The organism is Bdellovibrio sp. HAGR004, assembly GCF_055397015.1.
Genome location: NZ_AP029176.1, coordinates 411,106 through 433,937 on the forward strand (window position 1 = coordinate 411,106; position 22,832 = coordinate 433,937).

A 22,832-nucleotide genomic window follows, 5' to 3' on the forward strand; every position below is an offset into this window, starting at 1 on the left:
ACGCCTTTTTGTTAAACCGGTGCCTCGGATGTTAAGATGGCGTCGGCGAGACGTTCATAATCTTCCACGGTTTTGGCCAGAGGAACATCAGTCAAGATTTTACAGAGGGCCTTGTAAGCATTGACGCCATTGAGCTTTGCTGTCACCACGAGACTGTAAAGAATACTGCTGGCCTCCGCGCCATCGGGCGTGTCGCTAAAAAGCCAATTGTTTCTGCCGATAGCAAACTTGCGGATGGCGCGCTCAGCGAACCCATTGTCTGGCTCCATCAACCCATCGTCTAAGTACCTCGTCAGATACGTATGCTCATTCAAGTAGTACTTGAAAGCCTGTCCCAGCTTGCTCTTGTCTGGAACCTTTGCGATATTGGATTCCGCGATTTGCTTAATTTCCTCAAGCAGAGGTTTTTGATCTCTCAATCTCGCTTTGACTTTTTCTTCGGGTGCGTGATCTCGTATTTTTTCTTCGAAGTCATAAAGCTTTTTGTAGATGTCCATCACTTGAGCCGCCATGGTTTTTCCGGATTTAGCACCATCTTTGACCGCTTGTTCAAACCGGCGGCGCGCGTGCATATGGCAGCCGAAGCGAACCAATGTTTCACTTTCAAGACCGTTGTACACATCAAGACCATCACACAATAGGCGCCCCTCGTAGCCCGCAAAGAGGCTCTTCATCACTTCGCCGCTACGAGAAGGGCTGTAATCAAACAATACGATCTTGCTTTTCTCACACGGAGTTGCCCGCACAATCATCCACGATTTGCTCTCGACAGAACGGCCATTTTCTTTTAACACCTGAACACTCGTCTCATCGCAGGAAATGGCGTGTGCACTCAACATCCGGTCGGATAAGACGTTTCTGATTGGCATCAGGGCTTGAGCTACTTGCACCATCCATCTAGCCATTGTTGTACGGCTCAACTCCACGTCCTGACGGGCGAAAATCTCTTCTAAACGATAAAGTGGCAAGCCGTCGCTATACTTACCTACAACGATAGCGGCCAATAACTCTGGTGTAGCAATGCCTTTTGGGATCACTGAAGGAACCGGCGGCGCGGTCTTTTCGTAATCACCACTGCCAACACCGTATTTGGCCCGGTGATACTCAAGCACGCTGATCCTGGCCGGCTCGTACCTAAGTTTCTCAGAGATCTCCCAGCCAATGACTTTGAGCCTTTCACCTTGCTCCGTGATTTGTTCGGACTCTGGAAGTTCGACTTTTACAATCTCGCGGGGCAGATTCTCCGGCAGGGGCTTTCTATGCCCCCGAATCTTCTTGGTATGCCCTCGCACTTCAACTGTGTAGTCTTCTTTGTCGGGGGTAGGACTTTGAGATTCCACTTCGGCTTCATTAAACTTTAACTGTTCTTGGGATTCCCAGCGCTCGGACTTTGCTCCGAATTGATTGCGCTTTAAAGCTTTAAGTTGCTCCGTCAACCAACTGACCTGACTCTCAAAGTTTTTATTCTTTTCACGCTCTTGCTTTAAAAGCTTTTCCAGATCTGCAATTCGCAGAGCCATTTCTTGTTCTGGTGTAGAAAGTGTTTCCGACTTTGACATGCCTTTTGCGAGTATCAAGCATTCAGCTAAAGCTCTCAACAAACTTTTTCAAATTTTAACTCCGCGTGCGGCTTCATCTTCCAGACATCGTAGCCCTCAAGTAGCCAAGTAAATTGTTCTGTGGATAACTGCACGTTTTCCACAGAGGATTTCTTGGGCCACGGAAACTTGTCCTTTTCCAATCGCTTTTGCCAAAGCGCGAATCCGGATCTGTCAAAATAAAGAACCTTCATCACGTCCCGGCGCTTACCGCAAAAGACAAATAGATAAGGCCCCATTAGATCCCCCATACCAGCTTCTTGCACTATAACGCTGAGGCCGTTGATGGCTTTCCTCATATCCACGGGATCTCTGTGAAGAAAGACTCCTTTAAACTCTTTCGGGGATTTCATCGCAAGCCCTCCTGAAGATGCAGGATCAGCTCTGCAACCCACTTTGCATCGGGCATATTGTGCTTTGAAGGGGGGGACTCAACTTGAACCTCAATAAATGGCGATGGCTCGATGATCTGTACTTCGCGATCTGTTTGATGAAACTTGCGGTACCAATACTGGAATGTACTGACTGAGAGCCCGTGGTGTCTGCAGAACGCCGCCTGCGATCCGTGAAACCTGGCGAATGATCGTACCTGGTCCCGCCAGAATATCTCTTTGTCGGAATGTTTGGATATTGATCTCATACTGAACCTCCTTGTGAAGTTCAGACTATGTGCTTTTAAGAGGTCCGGCAAAAAGGCGTCATGGGGCGCTTACTTTATAGTATTTAGAGTTAGGTCTTTATCTTATCCCCATTCAATCGCTTTTATAAAAATCAGTCCTAATGATTACACCGCTTATAATGGGGACTACTCTTTAAAGGACGGCGAAATTATCGCCATCCATGAACTCGCTAATGGCCTTATGGCTCATTATTTTCCCTATTCCTCGTAAAGGTCACGGATACGACAATCAAGAACAAGGGCAAGGGCCGCAAGGGTTTTAAAGTTGATATTATCGGCGGTTTTCCACTTGGTTATGTTGTTGTAGTAGTTCATCCCTAATTGCTCGGCTATTTCCATATAGGTTAAGCCACTTTTCTCAATGGCCTCGGCCACTTTAAGCCTTGGGAGTTTTTTCCGTTTCTTTTTATACAAGCCTTTAAGGTCTATTGTTTCATTCCGTGCCATAACCCTACCTTATTTCAATATAGTAAAACTATACTACATATTTTAATTAACTTAATGAGTTATTTTGTATTATTATTTTACTATGTCAAGTGTTGATATAGGTTTAAATATAATTTTCTTAATCCCTTTTATCATCGCCTTTGGTGGGCCTGTCGTCATGTTTTTGGCCATTGTTATTTGGCCCGTTATGATGATTTTTAAGGCCATAACGAAACTATTTAAGAAAAAACATATCCCACATAAACCACACGAAGACAGCCCAGAGTTTTTAAAGGCTACACGGACGGGATACAGCCCAGACTTACCCCTTAATGAGATATTCCCCCACAACCTTGACCGTGAATACATTGATAGAATTGTGAGAGTTAGAGGGGTATTTTTTCCCGTTGAGTTTCATACGGCATTTTACGACCCCGACAATGCCCCTGACTTAAATCCAGACGACCTTAAAAAGTTGGCTCTACGGCTTTTTGTAGAGATGGCTTTTGTCCGTTCCTTTCTATTGGAGAACTCGCCCACTCGTTGGAGTGAGAAAACGGAAAAGTTTTGGATTTATCACACCCCCAGACCATTGAGAAAATTAGACCCCGACTTTTATAGGCAACTACTCGCAAAATTAAGGAAGCAAGACCAAACCGCAAGAGCGGCTTAATTCAATCTTTTCATAATTTTACCGACAAGAGATAGGGAGATTTTTATGAGTGAGGAAAAAGAAAAATCCATCAGCCATCACGACATGGTTAAAGAAAAATTAGAGGAAAATATTTTTAGGATGGCTAATGGCCGTTTCATGGTGGTGGTTCAAAAACGGATTAACGGAAAAATTAAGACGAAGAAAAAACGAAACATTAAACTCATTCAAGAGGCCCGACAAATTAGAAAAGGGTTTATCTATCAACTCAGTCAAGACGACTTAAAACATCGGGACGGTCAATTTAAGTGGGATGTGGCTTACAAAAAATATGTATCCCACATTAGGCAAAAAATAGACGACAGCCAGACAAGTCATAAGCCAATGGGCGAAGGTTCATTTGAGACGGCCATCGCCGCTTACAAATACACAAAACAGTGGGAAAAATTATTTATCGGGCAAATATCCCCCAGTCATGTTCATAGCATGATGAATAAGCCAGAGTTTAAGGCCCTTACTTATGGAGTAAAAAAACACTACATGAGACACATAAGACTGGCCTTTAAGTTCATCATGGGGCCAATGGCAAGCCTTTACCTAAACCCAGCCCATAATGTTTATATTCCCAGAAATAAGGACGAAGAACCGCATCAAGTCCAATGGATACGGCCAGAGGTCATGGAGAAAATCATAGACCTTTACCATGATAAAGATATGAACCCACTCAGCAAGTGGGCCAGCCTATTTTATTTTGCTTACTATACGGGAATGAGAAGCGGAGAGATTTTTTCTCTTACCGCAGATGATGTTCATTTAGAAAATCCAGAGAATAGTTATGTGGTGGTAAAGACCACTTACAACTGGAAAACCGAAAAAATCACACCGACTAAATCAGGACAGCAGAGAGTGGTGGATGTAACCGCCATTAGAAAATACCTACTCGCCCACAGACTACGAACCAAGGCAGTAGAAAAAGATTTTTTCTTTCCCCGTGATAGAGAATGGAAATCAGGCAAGGCCGCCCAAGCAGTGAGAGCGGCCCTTAAAGAGGTGGGATACACACCAGAGAAAAATGCCAAGGGTAAAGAACTATGGCCGAACTTTCATAGTTTAAGGGCATCCTACATTATGAACTTACTCACGGCAGGGGTTCCGCATTTAACAGTCCAGCAACTCGTAGGCCATGCGGATTATGCCACTCTAAAACACTATACAGCGAAGTTAAAACCAGAAGACATCAAGGGAGTTTCTCACAAGTTGAAGCCCCACACGAAAAACCGCAAAAGCGGATAAAATCTAATCCACTTATAAAATCACAGACGAAAAAAACCGCCGACACTCTCGGCGGTTTTTTATTTTCTCACACTCAAAAACTCATAGATTTTTTATGGCCGTCATCCACTGGATTACTTTTGGGTGGACAAAAAATATTAAACTTTCCGCCGTCTAAAATTGAGACTGGCCTGATTTTTTAATAAATAGGCGAAATTATTAAATTAATAATGGCCCACAAAAAAAGAAACGGGTTTAGGAAAAATCCCCAAACCCGTTTTAATAATTAGAAATAATGGCGGAGAGAGAGAGATTCGAACTCTCGGTAGGCTTGTGACCTACACACGCGTTCCAGGCGTGCGCCTTCAACCACTCGGCCACCTCTCCGCAAACAGGAACGTAAAGAGAAGCCAAGATAGCATAGCGCATTGCAGCAAGGCAAGAGCTTCTACGGAAAAAAGACCTCACTCACTGAAGTATTCGTACAAATCCTCCTGCCGGACCCGGGCATAGTGGGCCTTTTGCTTGGCTTTAAGAGCTCGGGCCTCCACAAAGTTCCAATAAACGATCTGATAGATGAAAAATACGAAAACACCTCCGGCTACTGCCAGGAACAAGGGGCGGTTGTCCTCCCACTCGGCCATCCCTGTGAACAGAACCAGCGGGTGCATAATGAACAAAAGGGCGTGCAGCCACATTTCTTCGGCGGAACAGTACTTGCGATGCACCCATTCATCTTTGGTCACCAGCAGGCAAGACCCGATGGCCATCACATAGTAGACGATTTCGGTGGTCGGAGTGCGATCCACAAAAGTTAAAAACAGCAAACACGCGATCACCGAGAAAGTGTCTATAGGGTGCCCAATACGTTCCCACCGAGGCAGGCCCCGGCGTCGGTGAAAGACAAATTCATCAAACAGGATCACGGCTCCCTGGACGACAGAGGCAATTAAGAACGCGCTCATAGTTTCTCCATCAAACTTCCACAAACAGTCAGACCCGGACCGAAAGCATAACTGATAATCGGAGTTCCTGAAGGCACGGAATCATCGCGCAGAATTTGTTCCCACAGGTGAGGCAAAGTAGCCGAAGACATATTCCCCCGCTGACGTAACAGCTGCCGACTGTGATGGACCTGTGATTCCTTTAGCTCCAGATGTTTTACCGTCTGGTCGATGATTTTGGGGCCTCCGGGGTGAACGGCGAACAATCCGTCTTTCATGATGGAAGCCACATCAAATCCCCTTTCGCTTAACCAACGCTGAGTGAATTCCCGGATCTTATCGCCCACCATCATCGGAACATCCTTCGACAGAGTCATTTTCATGCCCCAGTCTGACACCATCCACTCCATGGCTCCTGTGGTGTTCGGCAGAAGCTCTTCGTAAAGGGAAAGAACCTTGAATCCTTTTTGCGGTTGATTCTGGGATAAAGAGTAGGCAATGCAGCCATCCGCGAAAAGACTTTGAATCACCATCTGTTCCAGCGTCGGATCTTCAGGGTTCATATGCAGACTGCACAACTCTGTATGCACCAGATCCACTTTCTTCTTTTTCCCCAAAATACTTTCATTGGCCAAAAAGCCCGAAGCCATGCGCAGGGCGGGGAAAGCGCCATAACAACCCATATGGTAAGAGTGAGTCACTGTGACCGGCGTTTTGGACTTCACTGCCGTCATCTGTGCCGCACTGGGGGAAATGTATCCCGTGCAACTGACGTGGATCAGATCATCCGGAAACGGACGTTCGGTGTAAATGCGATCAAAGAGTTCGGTGACGATCTTGTGATAGTACTCATGGCGCCGATGCATGCTGACGCCGTGGGAGTTTTCTTTCACCGGATAGATGGGCTTGTCCTCCCAACGGGTCTTTTCGACATCCGGAATGAAGAAATACCTTTTTTCGATTTGCGTTTCCGGACAGCCCACGCGCTGAAGCATCTTGAGGTATTCTTCCTGCGAAAACCCCTGCTTCTTCTGCGCCAGTTTGTGAGCTTCAGAAAGCCACTCGAGGCATTCCTTTTGGTTTTTTTGATAAGGCGGCTGAATGGAGTGAAAGTTTTCTAAGTACATGCCTTGAGGCTAAGAGATCGCCTCAAGGCTTGAATAGATCCAGTGTTACGAAACAGGCGGCTTTGGTTTTGATCTCCACTCTTTATCGACGATCAAACGCGCACCCCGTTTGAAGGTGAAGTAGGCGTAAGCCCATTGCCAGATGACGAAGACCTTGTTCTTAAAACCAATTAAATAGTAGACGTGAATGAAGAGCCACAAAAGCCAGGCAAAAAAACCGCTGAACTTCAGATTGTGAATCTGTGCAATGGCCTTTCTGCGACCGATCGTCGCCATCTGTCCCTTGTCGAGATACTTAAACCCGGTCCGCGACTTTCCGCTAATTTCATTTAGAATGACATTCGCCGCATGCACACCTTGTTGCATGGCTACCGACGCAAGGCCAGGCAAGGATTTGCCGTCTTCTGTTGGGAAACACGCTTGGTCCCCCAGCACAAAGACCTCCGGATGATTCTTCAGGCTTAAATCTTTTTCGATGAGCACGCGGCCCCCGCGATCCAAAGGCACATTCAGGGTTTTGTTGATGCTGGAAGGTTGAACCCCGGCGGCCCACAAGATCGTGGACGCCTTGATCACTTCGTCGCCTAAAACCACGGAATCAACGCGCACATCTGTGACTCGGGTGTTCGTCCAAATCTGCACTCCCAGATCTTCCAGATCCAGAGCTGCTTTGCGGGACAGATCCGGATGGAAGGCGGCCAGAATGCGTGGACCTGCTTCAATCAGAATGACACGAGTACGGGAAGGATCAATATGGCGGAAGTCTTTGGTCAGTGTGTGGCGGCTGATTTCGGCGATCGTTCCGGCCAGCTCAACACCTGTGGGACCGGCTCCCACAATGACGAAGCTTAGTTGTTGTTTTTGTTTTTCGGGATCCGTCTCTTTTTCTGCCAGCTCAAAGGCCATCAAAACACGACGGCGAATTTCAGTGGCTTGTTCCAGTGTCTTTAATCCCGGTGCATTTTCTTCCCATTCGGGATGGGCGAAATAGCTGTGCTTGGCACCGCAAGCCAGAATCAAATAGTCATAGTTGATATCGCGACCGGGGACACGAATTTTTTTATTCAGTAAATCGACCGATTCAAGATTGTCCAGAAACACGGAGATGTTTTGATACTTGGAAAGAATGCCGCGAATCGGGCCCGAGATTTCCGCAGGTGAAAGTCCCGCGGTGGCAACTTGATAAAGTAAAGGTTGAAACAGATGATAGTTGCGCCGGTCGATCAACGTCACAGAGACATCTTCTTTATTGCCGAGCGCACGAGCTGCCTTGAGACCTGCAAAACCACCACCGACGATGACGACTTTTTTAGTTGGCATATATACCTCTGGGCCCACCTTAACATTTTCTCTGATAGAGAGAAATAGAAAGGCCTTTATCTGGTTGCGAAATGACTTGGGCTCTGAAGGATTTATTTTCAACAGTGTTGTCGTAAAAACAACACTGTTGTGAATTGGATTCTTTAAGTTTGTCGTTTGACTCCGATCTGCTTAACAAGAGAAATAAGCAGATTGGAATTTAGGTCTAGGAATTAGAGGTTTTTGGCAGCTTGGTGTTGCTTCGGACCAACAAGATACAAAGCAACAATGCCGGAACACCAATCAGGGCTGTTCCCAGGAAGAAGATGGCATAAGATTCCATCAGTGCATGAGTTTCAGAAAGCTTTTGCACAACCAGTCCCGAGAATCCTTTTAAAACTTTTCCCAGCAGAGCATAGAACGAACTGAGCAGCGCATACTGTGTGGCTGTATAACCCAGAGTGGTCAGGCTGGACATGTAGCCCACCAAAGCGGTGCCTGCAAATCCAGTGGCAAAGTTATCCACGATCATGGCACCCGTGAACACTTCCGTGCTGGGGCCGACCATCGCCAGAACAGAGAACCCCAGATTGGAGGCCGGTCCAATCACAGCACCGATCAGCAGGGTTGAAATAAACCCAAATCGAACCGCGGTCAGTCCTGCTGCCGCAACACCCACGACAGATGCAATCAATCCGATGGAGCCACGCACAGCCCCCACGGTTTCTTTCGTCAGTCCCAGATCCGCATAAAAGGGATTGGCCATCGGACCCATGACAAAGTCAGAAAGGCGGTACAGGCAGACCGCCGCCAGAATTAAAATTGCGCGGTGGCCGTGTTGTTTAAAGAAGGATATAAAAGGACCTGCCACAGCATCGAACAGGCCGCGAGCACTCCACAGTGGGGCCACATCGGCAACGGCAGGGCCTCTTTTGGGTTCTGTGGCAAACAAAGTGGCGATGATTCCTACAGCCATCAAGGCGCCCATCGCAGTATAAGAAATCGACCAGCCGATGGCGCCTGCCAAAATCAAAATCAAGGCATCAGTGACAAGCAACGATGCGCGATAACCCAATTGATAGGAAGATGACAAAAGCGCCATATCCTCACTGGCATCGGAAACCTCGATCCTCCACGCATCCACAACGATGTCCTGTGTGGCTGAGGCAAACGCGGCGATAGCTGCGAGCAAGGTGAAGAGCATCAATCCACCTTCAGGCTTCACATAGGACATGCCCAAAAGGCAGAGCCCCACAAGGATTTGAGAGATGATCATCCAGCCACGACGACGGCCCAGCCATCTTCCGACCAGCGGAGCATCCATTTTGTCGATCAAAGGTGCCCACAGGAATTTCAGCGAATAAGCCAGACCCACCCACGACAGAAAGCCGATGGTGGCTAAGGCAATACCGCTTTCACGCAGCCAGTAACCCAAAGTATTACCGACCAGCATGAAGGGAAGTCCGGAAGAAAAGCCCAAGGCCAGCATAATTGAAACTTTAGGTCGGGCCAACGAGCGGATGGTGTCCATCCAACTCAGACGTCGTGATTTTTTAACAGTTGTCATTTCTGTGCTGTCTTTCCCAGTTGCTTTCTCATCTTCCAAAGAAGGTGGCTGATGTAAGGGCGGCGGGTTTCACCCGTCGTCACCATCAGAAGTTTCGTGATCTTCAAGTTCACGGCATCCGTGTACAGAAGTATTAACATTTCATAGATGAAGTTCGTGTTCAGTGTCACGTGATTGTCGGTGCCGACGCCCAGCTGAACACCTTTTTTCTCCCACCAGGAAAACGGGTGGTCTTTGTAATCTTCAAACTTGCCGGTCAGCTTGTTGTTTGAAGAAGGCAGGGATACCAAAGTAACACCTTTTTGAATCATGCGATTTAAAACGTCGTGCTGGTAGTGTTCAACTTCACGGGCCGTGTGGAACTTGGCTTTGACAAAAAGAATGTCTTCTTCCGCTGTCAGTTTGATTCCCTTGTGAAGTTTTTCAAGGACATGACGGTTAAAGCCCCAGTCCAGCTCATTCAATTCGCGGAACAGGGGATCCTTTTCTGTGATGGCCTGGCCTTGCTGGTTTTTCGCCAGAATATCCTGATAGATGCGGTGGAAGTATTTGTTGGGATTAATCCCCAGGCTGATTCCGTGTTCCAGTGTGTCGATGTGCCAGATGTTCATGGCGTTATCGACGGCTTGAATGCCCTTTTTCAGGGTGTGCCAGGTTTCGCCGTGATGCGAACGAATCTTGAATCCGCGATATTGCAACTTGCGGAAGCCGGCTTGCATTTCATTGAAATGCTCTTTGCGATAAAGTTCGCGTTCATCGCCGACCGTGTCGACATCACGCAGGTGTCGTTCCAGGAACGGATATTTGTCGATCATGTCCACGATTTCGTTGATCTGGGCCATGAAGTGTTCCTGCCGGGTTTCGTACTTTTCGGAATCAAAGTGATTGGCTTCTTTTCTGAACGACGGTGACAGAATGAAGTCGAAATTGGGGTGTTTTTCCTGGAAGGCGCGGAAACCCTCGTACAAACCCAACACCACGTCTTCAGATGTGACGCTGTCAATTCCGGGAATTTGTTCAGAAGAGCTGGCGGTCGAACGTGACAGGGAAAACTTCAGGCGCACACGACCGACGTTGAATTTATAATAAAGCTCCTCGGCCATGGAATAGGCCGCGTCTTTGTGAACTTCGCGGTTGATGAAGATCAATTTCGGCAGATACAAAATTTTCAGATAGCGTGAAAAGCCTTCATTTTCCTGCAAACGGATCAGTCGATCCACGTCCTCGACGGAGTTAATCGGCAGGGCCTTGTCACCATAGACCTCTGCGATCTTCTGTTCGTAGATGGCCTTGTCGGGGCCCTCCAGAAGTTTCTTCAGGCGCGGATAAATGAACTCGGCCGTGATTGCACCTGTCAGATGGATGTGTTCTTCGTGATACTTCAGCGGGAAGTTTTTAAAGAACTCAAAAAGAGCCGCAGACAGCGGGTGCTTTAACAGCGAAGAAATCGTGACCTGGTTGATCTGAAAGCTATTCAGCAGTTCCCGAAACTCGACAGCCAGCTGGTAAGCGTCCGGACTTTCGTTTTTAAGTTTAGATGAAATCAGCAGGTCAATGGTGTCGGAAAGAGAGATTCCGTTTGTTTCGCTGATGATGGTGGTAAGAGCTGTGGTCAGCTTGTTGTGAACATCCTTATTCACGGAATTCCTCCTGACAAAACGAGGACTTAAGGTCGTTTAAGTCCTACAGGAAGATTAACGGGGAATCAGATGCTTGTACATGACTTTATGGGGGCCGATGTCCTTGATGTCAAACAGGTCGCCATAGTACGAAAACCCGAGTCGTTCATAGAAGGGGAACGCCTTGATGCGCGCATTGAACCAGACAAGATCGCAACGACACTGTTTCAAGTCTTCAACCGCAAATCGCACCAGTCTTTGTCCGATACCTTGACCGCGATAGTTGTCGTCCGTGGCCATGCCCCGCAGTCGATAAGGAAAGCCCGCACCGAAGGCTGGGTGAGATTCCTGGATGAAAGTCGCAACAGAGATCAGCTTGTCGGCGTGAAAAAGGCCATAGTGATAGGTGGTAATCAGATCGTCGCCAGGATTGATGCACTCTTCTTCAGAAAGAAAAGGTTTCAAGACACGCTTGCGGATGGGAAGCGTGTCGGTGGTTTTGATTTTTCTAATTTCGTGCTCGAGGGTCATCCTGTGCTCAATCGTAAGTAGGGCGTCCAATCCGGTGGAATATGATCTTCGCCGATTTCCAGTTCCAGTGTCGGCAGCCATGATGGAGCACGAGGCTCGTTCAGTAAAGGCATATTGGCGGTGCGGGGTGTTCGGTTGGCTTTTTTCTGATTGCAGTCCCGGCAGGCGGAAACCACATTGGTCCAGTTTTTGGGACCGTTATGAGAGGCGGGGACGACGTGATCAAGGGTGAGTTGTTTGGCGGCGAGTTTGGTGCCGCAGTACTGGCAGGTGTAATTATCGCGGATGTAAACATTTTCCCGGCAGAACCGGACGGCTTCGAAGGTCCGCGGCCGGACATAGGTTTTTAGCCGTAATACACTGGGCAGCTGAAACCTCCGGTGGACCGACCGGGCAAACGCTGAGTGATATTCAAGTATTTCTACTTTACCCTGAAACCACAATACCAAGGCCTTTTGCCAACTTACGACCTTCATGGGTTCGTAACTGGAGTTGAGCAACAAGGACCTCAGCGAGGACACGTGCATCATGCTTCCCCCCTCAGGTGCGGGACCGTTTTCATTCAGAAAGAGGTCCTAAATATAATTATATCTAGCTCTGCGTCTCAATTTCAAGTGTCTCGTTAAATATTCAAAAGAACTGGGTCTTTTCGGTTGCCTGAGGGGGCCCAAAATGGGATACCCTCGGGCATTAGCGCTATAGGAGGCCTAAAAATGAAAAGAGTCTTGGCATTTAATTACGTTCTAAAAGGGCCTGATGGCAATGTGTTGGACGCTTCTGAAAAGAATCAACCACTTCCATTCCTTGAGGGTGCGGGCCAGATCATTCCTAAATTGGAAGAAGAAATCAAAGAGATGAAAGAGGGCGATAAAAAAACTGTTAAGCTTGCGGCGAAAGATGCTTACGGTGAAGTGAAGGACAACATGTTCATGGATGTTCCTAAGCAAGAGCTTGCACATCTTCCTCAGTTGGAAGTGGGCGCTCACCTTCGTTTGGAGCTAGGTCAAGGAGCACACATCGTTCGCGTGACTAAAATCACTGACGAAGCGGTGACTTTGGATGGCAATCATCCTTTGGCTGGTCAGGATCTTGAGTTCGCCATTGAAATGGTTTTGGTTCGTCAAGCGACGGCTGAAGAAATTCAACACGGTCACCCGCATGGTTTGCACGGGGACGCAGGTCACCACTAATAGATTTTTTGGATAGAGGAAAACGTTATGCCATCTTTTGATATCGTATCTGAAATCGACATTCAGGAAGTGGACAACGCCATCAATCAGGCGCGCAAGGAAATCGAAGCGCGCTATGATTTTAAGGGCAGTAAAGCTGAAGTTCTGTGGGATAAAAAAGAAATCACACTGACGGCCGAAGACGATTACAAAATCGGTGCCATGGCCAGTATTCTTCAGACCAAACTGCATCGTCGCGGGATTGATATTAAAGCCATCAAGTTTGAAAAAATTGAGGAAGCCGGCGGAAGAATGCTTCGTCAAAAGGTCACTTTAGTACAGGGAATTGACCGCGAGGTTGCCAAGGATATCATTAAATTGATTAAGGATTCCAAGTTAAAGGTGCAGCCTCAGGTTGCTGATGACAAATTGAAGGTGTCGTCAAAAAGTATTGACGAGCTTCAGGAGTGCATCAGCTTGGTACGTGGAGGCAATTTCCCAGTACCCTTACAATTTAATAATATGCGCTCATAAATTTGGTCTTGCACGTTTTTTGGGCTATGCTAGCGTTATTGATAGTTAAGGTCCCCGTGTGAGTGTACTCGATTTTATCTTGTTCGAAGGCTTCCTCGGGTATAACAGCCCAACCATTATAGGAGGTCTTTGTGGCTAAAAAACTTTACGTAGGCAATTTGCCTTACTCTGTAGACGATGAGGCACTTCATCAGCACTTCGCACAATTCGGTGCGGTGGATTCAGCAAAAGTCATCATGGACAGAGATACAGGTCGCTCTAAAGGCTTCGGCTTTGTAGAGATGGCTGATGATTCCGCTGCGGATCAGGCGATTGAAAGAGGCAACGGCGTTGAATTGAATGGCCGTGCTATCAATGTCTCTGAGGCTCGTCCTCAAGCTCCTCGTGAGGGTGGTCCTCGTCGTGGTGGTTTCGGTGGTGGCGGCCGTAATGCCGGTGGTCCACGTGGCGGCGGCTTCGGTGGCGGCCGTGGTGGTCCTCGCTAAGTAGCCCATACTTTGACGAAGCTGGACTTGTCATAGTCTTCAAAACTAAGGTCTCATAGGAACCCTATGAGACCTTTTTTATTTCTTCTGATTCTTACTTTTAGTTCCTTCTCATTTGCTCAAAAAAAACTAGTCGTCTTGGGTGATTCGCTCACTGAAGGTTATGGCGTGGCTAAAGAGGCGGCTTTTCCGGCGGTGCTTGAAAAGAAGCTGCATGAAGCTGGCAAAAAGGAGTGGACCGTCATCAATGCCGGCGTCAGTGGGTCGACGACAGCGTCTGGTATCAGTCGTATGAAATGGGTCTTTAAGTCCAAGCCCGATGCGGTGATTCTGGCCTTGGGGGCGAACGATGGCCTGCGGGGTCTTAAGATTGCAGACAGCGAAAAGCATCTGGCTCAGGCGATAGAGTATGCTCAAGGGCAAAAGGTGAAGGTCATTCTAGGGGGCCTGTACATGCCGCCGAACTATGGCAAAGCCTACACCGACCAATTCAAAAAGATGTACGAGACCTTGGCGAAGAAGTACAAGGTCACTTTCATTCCGTTCATCCTGGATAAGGTGGCGGGAAATCCGAAATACAATCTGGCCGACGGAATTCATCCAAATGAAGAAGGTCACAAAATTATTGCTGACAATGTTTTTACAGCTTTGAAGGGGGCCCTGTGAGCTTGATCCTGAAAGATGTCCGTAAAGGTTTTAACCAAGGCGAAACCGAGATCCAGGTTCTCAAAGGCCTGAACGTAACCATTGAACCCGGCCAGGTGGTTTCCGTCGTCGGTCAATCGGGAAGCGGAAAGTCCACGCTGCTGTCAATTTTGGCTGGCTTGGAACGTGCGGATCGTGGGGAAATCCTTGTGGATAATATCAACCTGACCCCGATGACAGAACAACAGATGACCTTGTTTCGTGCGCAAAACATTGCTGTCGTCTTTCAGCAGTATCACCTGATCGCTCACTTGACGGCTTTGGAAAACGTGATGCTGGCGTTGGAGATCCTGAAAATGGACAACCCGCGCGAACGAGCCGAAGAGGCTTTGCGTGAACTGGGATTGGGGCATCGATTGACTCACTTCCCAAGTCAATTGAGCGGTGGGGAGTGCCAGCGTGTGGCGATTGCCAGGGCGTTGGTGGTAAAACCAAAAATTCTTTTAGCGGATGAACCCAGCGGAAATCTGGACACGCACACGGGTGACAAGGTCATGGATGTCTTCTTTGATATCGTTCGCAAACACAAGATCACGACCTTGCTGGTGACACACAGTGAAGCGTTGGCGAAAAAATGTGAACGCACTTTGCGCCTTGAAGACGGCCAATTGAGGGAAGCATAATGTTGTTAAGACTGGCCTGCCGAGAGCTTTTGCGCAGTTGGCGCTTTGGCTTGTTCTTTATTTTCAATTTAAGTCTGGGGCTGACGGGCTTTGTGTCCCTCCAGGCCTTTAATGAGGCGTTGGAAACTGAAATCCAGGCCAACTCCAAGGCCATCCTTTCAGCGGATCTGGCTGTGACGGCTCGTCGTGAGCTGACCGAAGATGAAACTGCGAAGATGCGCCAGGCTCTGCCTGCGGGCACCAAAGAAGGAAAGATCTACGAGTTCTTTGCGATGCTAAGTTCTTCCAAGGGCTCGCGTCTGGTTTTGGTTAAGGCCGTGGATGGCACCTATCCGTTCTATGGAGAGCTGGAACTGGAATCCGGTCGTCAGATCACCTCGACCAGCGACAATAAGGATATTTTGAAAGAACAAAAGGCCTGGATTTATCCGGAACTAAGATCCCAACTGGGATTGGACGCCGGTGATGAAATCCAACTGGGGCAGCTCAAGTTGCAGATCTCTGATTTGGTCAAGAAGGATGCGACTCAGACCTTCCGTGCTGCGAGTCTTGCGCCGCGTGTATTTATCAATCGTGAGTTGTTGCCGCAATCGGGTCTGCTTCAGTATGGCAGCACCTTTTCTTTGGCGCACTTATTTCTGCTGCCATCAGGATCTGTGGAAGCCCAGGTGCGAGAGGGGCTTTACAATGTGCTGAACGATCCACAAATTAACGTGGAAACCCCGGCGACCGCAGGAGAGGATTCCGGTCGACAGCTGGGTTATCTTTCGGACTATCTGGGGCTGGTGTCGATTGTGGCATTGTTCATGTCAGCGTTGGGGGCGGCCTACATCTACCGTCTGTTCCTTTCCACGCGCATGAAGGAGATTGCGATCCTTCGCACTCTGGGCTTGCAAAGCGGGCAAGCCGTTGGGGTGTATATTCTGCAGGCCTCGATGCTGGGGTTGATTGCAACAGTCCCGACGATGCTTTTCAGTCTTTTGGTGCTGCCCCTTCTAAGTAAACTCTTAGGAAGTTTTACGCCGTTTGATCTGCATCCCACTATCACGAGTGAAGCGTTTGTGATTTGTCTTTTCATGGCGGTCTTTGGCAGTTTTGTTGTCAGTATCCCGTTCCTGATGAAAATCTTTGATCTTCGCGCGGCAAAATTATTCAGCGAAGAAAAGTTTGCTGTCGGGGAAGGGCAAAGACGTTATTGGACGTTCCTGCCATGTCTGGTGCTTTTCTATTTTTTGGCGGTCTATCAGGCGCACTCCTGGAAAATTGGCAGCTTGTTTATCGGTGCCATGATTTTGGTGGTTTTGGCATTGTTGTTGATTGGTTATGTGACAGTCAAAGCCGCAGGCCTGATCAAGGGATTGCATAGTTGGTTCTTTAAATTCAGCTTCTTAAGTCTTTCCCGACGTGCAGGAGCCAGCCTGGCGGTCTTTGTGGCGCTGGGGATGGGTGCTTTGCTGATTAATATTCTGCCCCAGTTGAAAAACTCTTTGCAGGCCGAATTTCAGTTTGAAGGAAAATCCAAAATTCCATCCTTGTTCATGTTTGATATTCAGGATGAACAGTGGCCGGGCATTGATCAGGTTCTAAAAGAAAAAAATGTGACACCGCTGGCAAGGTCACCATTGGTGCGCGCGCGTATTTTGAAGGTCAACGGCCAGGACTATGAAAGAAAGATTGAAAGCCAGGGCTTTAAAACCCGCGAAGAAGAACGCGAAGCCCGCTTCCGCAATCGAGGTATGAATCTGTCTTACCGCGAAGGGCTGTCGAGCTCAGAGATCATGATCAAGGGGCGGCCGTTCTCAGGGCCGTTTGACCCGGACAAACAAAAGCGTGCCGAACTGTCGGTGGAAACCCGCTTCGCCGATCGCATGGGCTTTAAGCTGGGAGACGTTCTGGTCTTTGATGTGCAGGGCGTGGAGGTGGAAGGTGAGATCATCAATCTGCGCAAAGTGAAGTGGACAAGTTTCCAGCCGAATTTCTTTATTTTGGTTCAGGAGGGTGTTTTAAATGACGCTCCGAAGTCGTGGATTTCGGCCATTCCTTTCCTGCCAGAACAGCAAAGGGTTGATCTGCAAAATGCGTTGGCGCAGCAGTTTTCCAACGTATCTATCATCGATGTGGTTCGCACGGTGGATGATGTTCTTAAAACCGCAGAAAAGATGAGCTGGTCTTTGGAGCTGATGGCGGGCCTGGCGTTGCTGACCGGATACATCGTCTTGTTTTCGATCGTGCGAAGTCAGATCAAGCTGCGCCGTTGGGAACTGAACATGTTGAAGATTCTGGGCGCTTCCGGAGGTGAGGTCGCAAGCTTCATTCTGACGGAGTTTGCGTTTTTGGCCTTCATTGCCTCGTTTTTCGGGGCCGCCTTGAGCGTGTTGGTCAGTTTTGGGCTGAATACATTCATATTTGAAAGTGAATTCAGGTTGTCGCTGGTACAGCCTTTGTTGTCGGTGGTGATTATCACCTGTTTAAGTTTGCTGATTTCCTTCCTGGCCAGTGTGGATATTGTCCGGGAAAGTGCTTTAGGTATTCTCCGCGAGGAAAAGTAGTGGTACAAACAGACCATGACGCCGAACGAAGCCTTGGCTAAGGCAAAAATTATTTTAGAAGAAGGGGGAGTCATTGGCTTCCCCACCGAAACGGTCTACGGGCTTGCTGCCCGTATTGATATCCCCTCAGCCATTGAAAAGATCTTTACTACAAAGGAAAGACCCTTCTTCGATCCCTTGATCGTGCATGTGGCATCAATTGAACAAGCCAAAAAGGTGACCGCCTTCTGGGGGCCAGCGTCCCAAGCCTTTGCCGAGGCCTTCTGGCCGGGACCTTTGACGATGGTTCTGCCACGTGATCCGTCGGTGAACTCCATGATCACTTCGGGATTGGAATCGGTGGGGATTCGTATGCCGAACCACCCCCTGGCTCTGGAGCTTTTGCAGCAGGTGGGTGTTCCGCTGGCAGCGCCCAGTGCGAATAAATTTGGCCGAACCTCGCCCACCTCGGCAAGCCATGTGCGTGTGGAATTCAAAAATGAAAATGTCTTTGTCGTCGATGGTGGTGAGTGTGAAATCGGTATCGAGTCGACCGTATTGTTGGTGCGACACCGTCCAGAAAAAGTAGTTTTGTCGATTTTGCGCCGTGGGCACATTTTGAAATCTGATCTGGAACAGGTTTTAAAAAATAAAGGACTTGCCTACGAGTTTATAGAGCAGGTGGACAAAAGGGAATCACCGGGTCACATGAAGCATCACTATATGCCACCAGTTCCGCTGATTGTGTGTCTGGACCCGCAGCGCAGCCCCGAAAGTGTTTTGGCGGAAGTAAATACCAAGATGAATGATCTGCCCGATGAAATCGAAAGTATCAAGATCATCAAACCCAAGGGCGGTATTCATTCTTATGAAATATTGAAACTGTCGGCGGATCCTTTGCTGGCCACGCGCGAGCTCTACGGGCATCTGCGCGAATCGGCATCCCATGGCAAGGACTGCATCCTGTTTTATCGCGAAGCTCATCAACAGGGTGAACGTTGGGAATCCTTGTTTGATCGCCTGAACAAGGCGGCTTCTCTGATTATTTAATCAGTCCTTCTTGTTCTTTTTCCATATAAAGAATCCCAGGGCGCCGAAGAACGCCACAAGAGTCACCACCAGCATGACCGTGTTGGTGGTGCTGGGAGCTGCCGCAGAATGCATTCCGAAATAGAAGAAGCTGGTTTTTAAAACAAGCAGCCCCAGAGTCATGATCAGAATATAAGGCCACAGCTCGCGGGCGGTTTTTTGTTCCTGGGTCAGAATTTTTTCAGGCTTCTTGTCTGTGACGGGATAGTTCCAGTTGTTGTTGCGGTGATAGTCCACAACCACGATGGTCCAAGCAGAGCGAAGCTCTTCAAAATCGATGGTGCCGGAAACGGAAGCCAACTGCCGCGACAGTCTTTCGCCGGCGTCAGTGTAAAGTTTTTCGATGGTTTCGTGCGAGTAGTAACCGGGGTGATCTGGAGCAAGGTCCTGAGGCAGGTTCTGAATGATTTCTTTCAGGTAGGACCGAGCCTCTTCGTTCAATTGCAAATGACTGAGAGTATTTTTGAATGTGTCTTCACCCATGAGCTGGTCATATCATGGATCTTCAAGGTAATGCCAACAATATCCTGATCGAGTTCTGACAATTCTGAAAAACAAATCCCGCTACACTGAGGCAGATCCAAAAGGGGAGGGGCCTTGATGATCAACTCACTTGCTTACGCCAGTCTGGAACGTGTTTCTTTGAATTTGCAGTCTTTCTATCAATTGCGTTTGAACCGCATTCACAAGTTCAAAGCCAAAATCCAGATTCATTCCGATGTCGGACCGTTTGAAATCAAGACGGTGACGGATGTGGAAGAACTGAAAGAGGCCCTGACTTTGCGTTACGAGGTTTTTCACCGCGAAATGCAGGGGAAGAAAGCTCCGACAGGAGTGGACGTTGATGAGTTTGATTTTGATTGTGATCATCTGATCATCAAGGAAAAACGCAGCGATCGCATTATTGGAACCTATCGCCTGAACTGCTCCCTCTTTACCGATGAGTTTTATTCGGCCAAAGAGTTTATGATGAACGGAATTCTGGCGCAGCCGGGTGTGAAGTTAGAGCTGGGCCGTGCCTGCATTCACAAAGACTTCCGCCGCGGGGTTTTGATTTCTCTTTTGTGGAGAGGGATTGCGGAGTACATGGCGGCCTCGGATTCTAAAATGCTTTTTGGCTGTGCCACAGTGAAAACGGATGACCCACGTGATGCGGCCTTGCTGACCCGATACTTTGAAGAGCAAGGTCGGGTGGTGCCGGGACTGCGCACGCGCCCGACTCTGGCATACACCATGCCTATGTTAAATCACTTTTTAGAAGAAGTCCGAAGCCCTCTCACGGAGACTCAGAGAGCTCAGGCCGAGGAACTTCTTCCTCCTTTATGTCGTGCTTATCTGAAGGCGGGGGCCTATATCGGCGGGGAACCGGCCTGGGATCGCGAGTTTCAGTGCATTGACTTCTTGACCATTCTTCACCGGGAAGATTTAAATAGGACCCTGTGGAAGAGATTCAAGCTGGACTCCGCGGAGTCATAAAACTGACCGTTTTTGTTATCATCATTCTGACGTTTATGGTGTGGTCCTTTATTTGCCACTTGGTGGTGCGGGATCCCCATAAGCGACTGATTCGTTTTTCCAGCAACTCTAACTTCTTTGCAGGCTTGATTCTTAAAGTCTTCAATCTTGATCTGAAAGTCGTCAATAAACCTTCGCCGGACCAGAAGTGTCTGATAGTCAGCAACCACATGGGCTTTGTTGATATCTTGATGCTTGCTTCCTGCCACCCGATGCTGTTTGTGACTTCCAATGAAATGCGTGAAACTCCTTTTTTGGGAACGCTCACTGAAATGGGTGGTTGTATCTACGTCGAGCGCCGCAGCCGCACAAAAATTTTGGAAGAGATGAAATCCATCGTAAAGGCCCTGCGTGCCGGTTTCCGCGTGGTGCTTTATCCAGAGGCGACATCCACAAACGGAGAGAGAGTCCTGCCATTTAAAAAGACCCTGATGATGGCGGCGGCTCAGGCCGGGGTTCCCATTCAGCCCGTGGTGATCAACTTCCGTGAAGTGAATGGCGAAGAGTTTTCATTGAAGTGGCGGGATCACCTTTGTTGGTATGGTGACATTCCGTTTGTGACTTCGATGTGGAAGTCGGCGGTGCTTAAATCCGTTAAAGGTGAAATCGAATTCCTGGAGCCTGTCTATACCACCCCGGAAGATGACCGTGGTTTGATTGCCGACAAAGTTCATCTGATGATTTCATCGAAGTTCGTTCCGGTGAAGGGACTTCCGATCGAGGCCCAGCCTCCGGCCGAGATGGAAGCAGATCCGACTTGATTTAGTTCCTTTGATGTGTAAATAATATGTAAATGAGGAAGATCATTCACATCGACATGGACTGCTTTTATGCAGCGGTGGAGGTGAAGCACCATCCTGAGCTCAAGGGGAAGCCTTTGGGCATCGGTGGGCCACCGAATTCCCGAAGTGTTCTTTGCACTGCCAGCTATGAGGCTCGCAAGTTCGGGGTTCGTTCTGCCATGCCGTCGTCTCAAGCCGTGCGCCTGTGCCCGCAGTTGATTTTGATTCCTCCGCATTTTGACTTATATAAATCTGAAAGCCGCAAAGTTCGCGAAATTCTTGAAAGATTCACAAACAAGATTGAGCCCCTGTCGTTGGATGAGGCCTATCTGGATGTGACGGACTGCCAGCTGTTTGGTGGCAGTGCAACCCTGATTGCGCAGGAAATCCGTCGCTTGATCTTTACCGAGTTGAAGTTGACGGCATCAGCCGGGGTGGCTCCGAATAAGTTTCTGGCTAAGATAGCCAGCGATTGGAAAAAACCCAACGGTCAGTTTGTGATCCGCCCTCAGGATGTAGAGGCCTTCGTGAAGGATCTGCCTGTGGGGAAAATTTTCGGGGTTGGTAAAGTGACCGGACAAAAAATGAATGATCTGGGGTTGTACACCTGCGGTGACATTCAGAAGTATTCGGTCTTGGAGCTTTCACATTGGTTTGGTTCCCGGGCGGCGGAACTTTATGACTTCGCCCGGGGGATCGACAATCGTGATGTTGTCACTGAGTGGGAGCGAAAGTCCCTGACGGTGGAAGAAACCTTTAACAAGGATTTGCAGACACTTGAGGATTGTGCCAAAGCACTGCCTTCTCTGTACGAGGACTTTGTTTTGCGCATGGATCGTGGGCAGTATCATGATCGCATCAAGGGCATGGTGGTGAAGTTGAAATTCTTCGACTTCAAACAAACCACTCATGAGGAGGTCTTTCAGGAGCTTCCCACGCTGCAGGATTTTGAACGTCTTTTAGTAAAGGCCTGGAACCGACGTGCGGTGCCCGTGCGCCTGGTGGGGTTGGGAGTTCGCTTAGGCTCCCAAAAGAAATCCACGACAGATGAAGATTCCTCTCAATTGAAATTTGCCATCTAATCCAACAGAAGAAGTGGTGCGTTTTTTCTGGCATCACTGTTGCTTTAGATCCTTTTTGCCAAGCAACGGAGTCACAACGGCTTCGTTTGTATTAGAAAGGACACCCCTATGAAGAAGATGGTTTTATCTGGCCTTCTCATAGCCACTTTGTTTCGTTATTCAGGCCATCTCGGTTAGAATCCTGCAGGAAGAGCTCTCAGGACTTTCACCGGCGTTGGCCCTTATTCCAGGCTCTATGGCCTTGGTCACGGTGATGATCGTGGTCCTGCACGTCCTGGTGAATCTGGACGATATGTCGGATGCGACACCCTTGCGGCGTGCAGTGAAGCGCTGGATGCAAAGAATTTCTAACTTGTTTAAAAACAAGAACTAACACGACACTTCTGCTATTTGCTCACATTTTCCTGTGTAAGAATCAGGAAGCGAAGAGAGGAGGTTGGTATGATCAGCCTGTCTGTCGTGATTCTGGTGCTGGCGTTAAGTTTCGGGGGAGCTTTGTTGATCCTGCGCTTTAAAAAGCATGGATTCTTCGAGGAGGAAGTGAACAAAAAACGTCCTCCGAGCTATCGTCCACGCCATTAAAAAAGGGATTCAGTTGCTGAATCC

General features: G+C 48.4%; 26 protein-coding genes and 1 tRNA gene. 14 read left to right on the plus strand and 13 right to left on the minus strand.

The features are described 5' to 3' along the window. Nucleotides 1-11 precede the first annotated feature (11 nt). From tnpC to ACZ5ZV_RS02220, 4 genes are all read right to left on the minus strand, one after another. Nucleotides 12-1,559: an IS66 family transposase gene (tnpC, locus tag ACZ5ZV_RS02205; RefSeq protein WP_464118798.1), complete on the minus strand. Its 1,548-nt coding sequence runs from the start codon at nt 1,557-1,559 to the stop codon at nt 12-14. A 35-nt stretch (nt 1,560-1,594) separates the two neighbouring features. Next, nucleotides 1,595-1,951, minus strand: a complete 357-nt coding sequence (tnpB, locus tag ACZ5ZV_RS02210) for an IS66 family insertion sequence element accessory protein TnpB (protein ID WP_464118799.1) — start codon at nt 1,949-1,951, stop codon at nt 1,595-1,597. After that, the gene (gene tnpA / locus ACZ5ZV_RS02215) at nt 1,948-2,238 is read right to left on the minus strand and encodes an IS66 family insertion sequence element accessory protein TnpA (protein WP_464118800.1); all 291 of its coding nucleotides are present in this window, start codon (nt 2,236-2,238) and stop codon (nt 1,948-1,950) included. Before tnpA ends, tnpB begins: the two co-directional genes overlap by 4 nt. A 237-nt stretch (nt 2,239-2,475) precedes the next feature. Continuing rightward, nucleotides 2,476-2,724, minus strand: coding sequence for a helix-turn-helix domain-containing protein (locus ACZ5ZV_RS02220; RefSeq protein ID WP_464119806.1), 249 nt, complete (start codon nt 2,722-2,724; stop codon nt 2,476-2,478). Between the two features lie 64 nt (nt 2,725-2,788). Between ACZ5ZV_RS02220 and ACZ5ZV_RS02225 the strand changes: the two genes are divergently transcribed. Together ACZ5ZV_RS02225 and ACZ5ZV_RS02230 are read left to right on the plus strand one after the other, a co-directional pair. Then, nucleotides 2,789-3,376 (plus strand): hypothetical protein, encoded by a 588-nt coding sequence (locus tag ACZ5ZV_RS02225; RefSeq protein WP_464119807.1) that lies wholly within the window; start codon nt 2,789-2,791, stop codon nt 3,374-3,376. A 45-nt stretch (nt 3,377-3,421) separates the two neighbouring features. Next, the gene (locus ACZ5ZV_RS02230) at nt 3,422-4,648 is read left to right on the plus strand and encodes a tyrosine-type recombinase/integrase (RefSeq protein ID WP_464119809.1); all 1,227 of its coding nucleotides are present in this window, start codon (nt 3,422-3,424) and stop codon (nt 4,646-4,648) included. A 275-nt stretch (nt 4,649-4,923) separates the two neighbouring features. Here ACZ5ZV_RS02230 and ACZ5ZV_RS02235 read toward each other — a convergent pair. The 8 genes from ACZ5ZV_RS02235 to ACZ5ZV_RS02270 form a co-directional block, all read right to left on the minus strand. Beyond that, nucleotides 4,924-5,014 (minus strand) — tRNA-Ser (locus ACZ5ZV_RS02235). A 77-nt stretch (nt 5,015-5,091) separates the two neighbouring features. After that, nucleotides 5,092-5,592, minus strand: a complete 501-nt coding sequence (locus ACZ5ZV_RS02240; protein ID WP_464119811.1) for a hypothetical protein — start codon at nt 5,590-5,592, stop codon at nt 5,092-5,094. Further along, nucleotides 5,589-6,698: a 3-oxoacyl-[acyl-carrier-protein] synthase III C-terminal domain-containing protein gene (locus ACZ5ZV_RS02245; RefSeq protein ID WP_464119812.1), complete on the minus strand. Its 1,110-nt coding sequence runs from the start codon at nt 6,696-6,698 to the stop codon at nt 5,589-5,591. The genes ACZ5ZV_RS02240 and ACZ5ZV_RS02245 overlap by 4 nt, the downstream gene beginning before the upstream one ends. 45 nt (nt 6,699-6,743) lie before the next feature. Continuing rightward, nucleotides 6,744-8,018: an NAD(P)/FAD-dependent oxidoreductase gene (locus ACZ5ZV_RS02250; protein WP_464119813.1), complete on the minus strand. Its 1,275-nt coding sequence runs from the start codon at nt 8,016-8,018 to the stop codon at nt 6,744-6,746. A gap of 205 nt (nt 8,019-8,223) precedes the next feature. Next, nucleotides 8,224-9,564 (minus strand): AmpG family muropeptide MFS transporter, encoded by a 1,341-nt coding sequence (locus ACZ5ZV_RS02255; RefSeq protein WP_464119814.1) that lies wholly within the window; start codon nt 9,562-9,564, stop codon nt 8,224-8,226. Beyond that, on the minus strand, nt 9,561-11,204 hold the full coding sequence (locus tag ACZ5ZV_RS02260) for an amidohydrolase family protein (RefSeq protein ID WP_464119816.1): 1,644 nt from the start codon (nt 11,202-11,204) through the stop codon (nt 9,561-9,563). The genes ACZ5ZV_RS02255 and ACZ5ZV_RS02260 overlap by 4 nt, the downstream gene beginning before the upstream one ends. A gap of 54 nt (nt 11,205-11,258) precedes the next feature. Further along, nucleotides 11,259-11,714 carry a GNAT family N-acetyltransferase gene (locus tag ACZ5ZV_RS02265; protein ID WP_464119818.1) on the minus strand — a complete coding sequence of 152 codons (456 nt, stop codon included), beginning with the start codon at nt 11,712-11,714 and terminating at the stop codon, nt 11,259-11,261. Further along, nucleotides 11,711-12,244, minus strand: a complete 534-nt coding sequence (locus tag ACZ5ZV_RS02270; protein ID WP_464119820.1) for an HNH endonuclease — start codon at nt 12,242-12,244, stop codon at nt 11,711-11,713. The genes ACZ5ZV_RS02265 and ACZ5ZV_RS02270 overlap by 4 nt, the downstream gene beginning before the upstream one ends. Before the next feature lie 183 nt (nt 12,245-12,427). Here ACZ5ZV_RS02270 and ACZ5ZV_RS02275 point away from each other — a divergent pair, with 183 nt between their 5' ends. From ACZ5ZV_RS02275 to ACZ5ZV_RS02305, 7 genes are all read left to right on the plus strand, one after another. Further along, a complete protein-coding gene (locus ACZ5ZV_RS02275; RefSeq protein WP_464119822.1) occupies nt 12,428-12,904 on the plus strand; it encodes an FKBP-type peptidyl-prolyl cis-trans isomerase in 477 nt (158 codons plus the stop codon). 27 nt (nt 12,905-12,931) lie between these two features. Continuing rightward, on the plus strand, nt 12,932-13,417 hold the full coding sequence (locus tag ACZ5ZV_RS02280) for a YajQ family cyclic di-GMP-binding protein (RefSeq protein ID WP_464119824.1): 486 nt from the start codon (nt 12,932-12,934) through the stop codon (nt 13,415-13,417). A gap of 131 nt (nt 13,418-13,548) precedes the next feature. Next, complete coding sequence (locus ACZ5ZV_RS02285; protein ID WP_464119826.1) at nt 13,549-13,902, plus strand: RNA recognition motif domain-containing protein; 354 nt, start codon at nt 13,549-13,551, stop codon at nt 13,900-13,902. A 66-nt stretch (nt 13,903-13,968) separates the two neighbouring features. Then, nucleotides 13,969-14,568, plus strand: coding sequence for an arylesterase (locus ACZ5ZV_RS02290; protein WP_464119827.1), 600 nt, complete (start codon nt 13,969-13,971; stop codon nt 14,566-14,568). After that, nucleotides 14,565-15,230 carry an ABC transporter ATP-binding protein gene (locus tag ACZ5ZV_RS02295; RefSeq protein WP_464119828.1) on the plus strand — a complete coding sequence of 222 codons (666 nt, stop codon included), beginning with the start codon at nt 14,565-14,567 and terminating at the stop codon, nt 15,228-15,230. Before ACZ5ZV_RS02290 ends, ACZ5ZV_RS02295 begins: the two co-directional genes overlap by 4 nt. Continuing rightward, nucleotides 15,230-17,779, plus strand: coding sequence for an ABC transporter permease (locus tag ACZ5ZV_RS02300; protein WP_464119829.1), 2,550 nt, complete (start codon nt 15,230-15,232; stop codon nt 17,777-17,779). Before ACZ5ZV_RS02295 ends, ACZ5ZV_RS02300 begins: the two co-directional genes overlap by 1 nt. Before the next feature lie 15 nt (nt 17,780-17,794). Continuing rightward, a complete protein-coding gene (locus ACZ5ZV_RS02305; protein ID WP_464119830.1) occupies nt 17,795-18,808 on the plus strand; it encodes an L-threonylcarbamoyladenylate synthase in 1,014 nt (337 codons plus the stop codon). Here ACZ5ZV_RS02305 and ACZ5ZV_RS02310 read toward each other — a convergent pair whose 3' ends face one another. Next, nucleotides 18,809-19,330 (minus strand): hypothetical protein, encoded by a 522-nt coding sequence (locus tag ACZ5ZV_RS02310; protein ID WP_464119831.1) that lies wholly within the window; start codon nt 19,328-19,330, stop codon nt 18,809-18,811. A 117-nt stretch (nt 19,331-19,447) separates the two neighbouring features. Between ACZ5ZV_RS02310 and ACZ5ZV_RS02315 the strand changes: the two genes are divergently transcribed. From ACZ5ZV_RS02315 to ACZ5ZV_RS02335, 5 genes are all read left to right on the plus strand, one after another. Continuing rightward, entirely contained in the window at nt 19,448-20,323 is an 876-nt protein-coding gene (locus ACZ5ZV_RS02315; protein WP_464119832.1) for a GNAT family N-acetyltransferase, read from the plus strand. Further along, the gene (locus tag ACZ5ZV_RS02320) at nt 20,287-21,123 is read left to right on the plus strand and encodes a lysophospholipid acyltransferase family protein (RefSeq protein WP_464119833.1); all 837 of its coding nucleotides are present in this window, start codon (nt 20,287-20,289) and stop codon (nt 21,121-21,123) included. Before ACZ5ZV_RS02315 ends, ACZ5ZV_RS02320 begins: the two co-directional genes overlap by 37 nt. A 32-nt stretch (nt 21,124-21,155) precedes the next feature. Then, entirely contained in the window at nt 21,156-22,226 is a 1,071-nt protein-coding gene (dinB, locus tag ACZ5ZV_RS02325; protein ID WP_464119834.1) for a DNA polymerase IV, read from the plus strand. Between the two features lie 214 nt (nt 22,227-22,440). Further along, nucleotides 22,441-22,599 carry a hypothetical protein gene (locus ACZ5ZV_RS02330; protein WP_464119835.1) on the plus strand — a complete coding sequence of 53 codons (159 nt, stop codon included), beginning with the start codon at nt 22,441-22,443 and terminating at the stop codon, nt 22,597-22,599. 68 nt (nt 22,600-22,667) lie between these two features. Further along, the gene (locus ACZ5ZV_RS02335; protein WP_464119836.1) at nt 22,668-22,808 is read left to right on the plus strand and encodes a hypothetical protein; all 141 of its coding nucleotides are present in this window, start codon (nt 22,668-22,670) and stop codon (nt 22,806-22,808) included. Nucleotides 22,809-22,832: the final 24 nt, after the last annotated feature.

What these genes read in the sequence shown, in the direction of transcription:
- tnpC (WP_464118798.1), bottom strand. Translation starts at nt 1,559, where the DNA reads ATGTCAAAGTCGGAAACACTTTCTACACCAGAACAAGAAATGGCTCTG.
- tnpB (WP_464118799.1), bottom strand. Translation starts at nt 1,951, where the DNA reads ATGAAATCCCCGAAAGAGTTTAAAGGAGTCTTTCTTCACAGAGATCCC.
- tnpA (WP_464118800.1), bottom strand. Translation starts at nt 2,238, where the DNA reads ATGAGATCAATATCCAAACATTCCGACAAAGAGATATTCTGGCGGGAC.
- ACZ5ZV_RS02220 (WP_464119806.1), bottom strand. Translation starts at nt 2,724, where the DNA reads ATGGCACGGAATGAAACAATAGACCTTAAAGGCTTGTATAAAAAGAAA.
- ACZ5ZV_RS02230 (WP_464119809.1), top strand. Translation starts at nt 3,422, where the DNA reads ATGAGTGAGGAAAAAGAAAAATCCATCAGCCATCACGACATGGTTAAA.
- ACZ5ZV_RS02240 (WP_464119811.1), bottom strand. Translation starts at nt 5,592, where the DNA reads ATGAGCGCGTTCTTAATTGCCTCTGTCGTCCAGGGAGCCGTGATCCTG.
- ACZ5ZV_RS02245 (WP_464119812.1), bottom strand. Translation starts at nt 6,698, where the DNA reads ATGTACTTAGAAAACTTTCACTCCATTCAGCCGCCTTATCAAAAAAAC.
- ACZ5ZV_RS02250 (WP_464119813.1), bottom strand. Translation starts at nt 8,018, where the DNA reads ATGCCAACTAAAAAAGTCGTCATCGTCGGTGGTGGTTTTGCAGGTCTC.
- ACZ5ZV_RS02255 (WP_464119814.1), bottom strand. Translation starts at nt 9,564, where the DNA reads ATGACAACTGTTAAAAAATCACGACGTCTGAGTTGGATGGACACCATC.
- ACZ5ZV_RS02265 (WP_464119818.1), bottom strand. Translation starts at nt 11,714, where the DNA reads ATGACCCTCGAGCACGAAATTAGAAAAATCAAAACCACCGACACGCTT.
- ACZ5ZV_RS02270 (WP_464119820.1), bottom strand. Translation starts at nt 12,244, where the DNA reads ATGATGCACGTGTCCTCGCTGAGGTCCTTGTTGCTCAACTCCAGTTAC.
- ACZ5ZV_RS02275 (WP_464119822.1), top strand. Translation starts at nt 12,428, where the DNA reads ATGAAAAGAGTCTTGGCATTTAATTACGTTCTAAAAGGGCCTGATGGC.
- ACZ5ZV_RS02280 (WP_464119824.1), top strand. Translation starts at nt 12,932, where the DNA reads ATGCCATCTTTTGATATCGTATCTGAAATCGACATTCAGGAAGTGGAC.
- ACZ5ZV_RS02290 (WP_464119827.1), top strand. Translation starts at nt 13,969, where the DNA reads ATGAGACCTTTTTTATTTCTTCTGATTCTTACTTTTAGTTCCTTCTCA.
- ACZ5ZV_RS02300 (WP_464119829.1), top strand. Translation starts at nt 15,230, where the DNA reads ATGTTGTTAAGACTGGCCTGCCGAGAGCTTTTGCGCAGTTGGCGCTTT.
- ACZ5ZV_RS02305 (WP_464119830.1), top strand. Translation starts at nt 17,795, where the DNA reads ATGACGCCGAACGAAGCCTTGGCTAAGGCAAAAATTATTTTAGAAGAA.
- ACZ5ZV_RS02310 (WP_464119831.1), bottom strand. Translation starts at nt 19,330, where the DNA reads ATGGGTGAAGACACATTCAAAAATACTCTCAGTCATTTGCAATTGAAC.
- ACZ5ZV_RS02315 (WP_464119832.1), top strand. Translation starts at nt 19,448, where the DNA reads ATGATCAACTCACTTGCTTACGCCAGTCTGGAACGTGTTTCTTTGAAT.
- dinB (WP_464119834.1), top strand. Translation starts at nt 21,156, where the DNA reads ATGAGGAAGATCATTCACATCGACATGGACTGCTTTTATGCAGCGGTG.
- ACZ5ZV_RS02335 (WP_464119836.1), top strand. Translation starts at nt 22,668, where the DNA reads ATGATCAGCCTGTCTGTCGTGATTCTGGTGCTGGCGTTAAGTTTCGGG.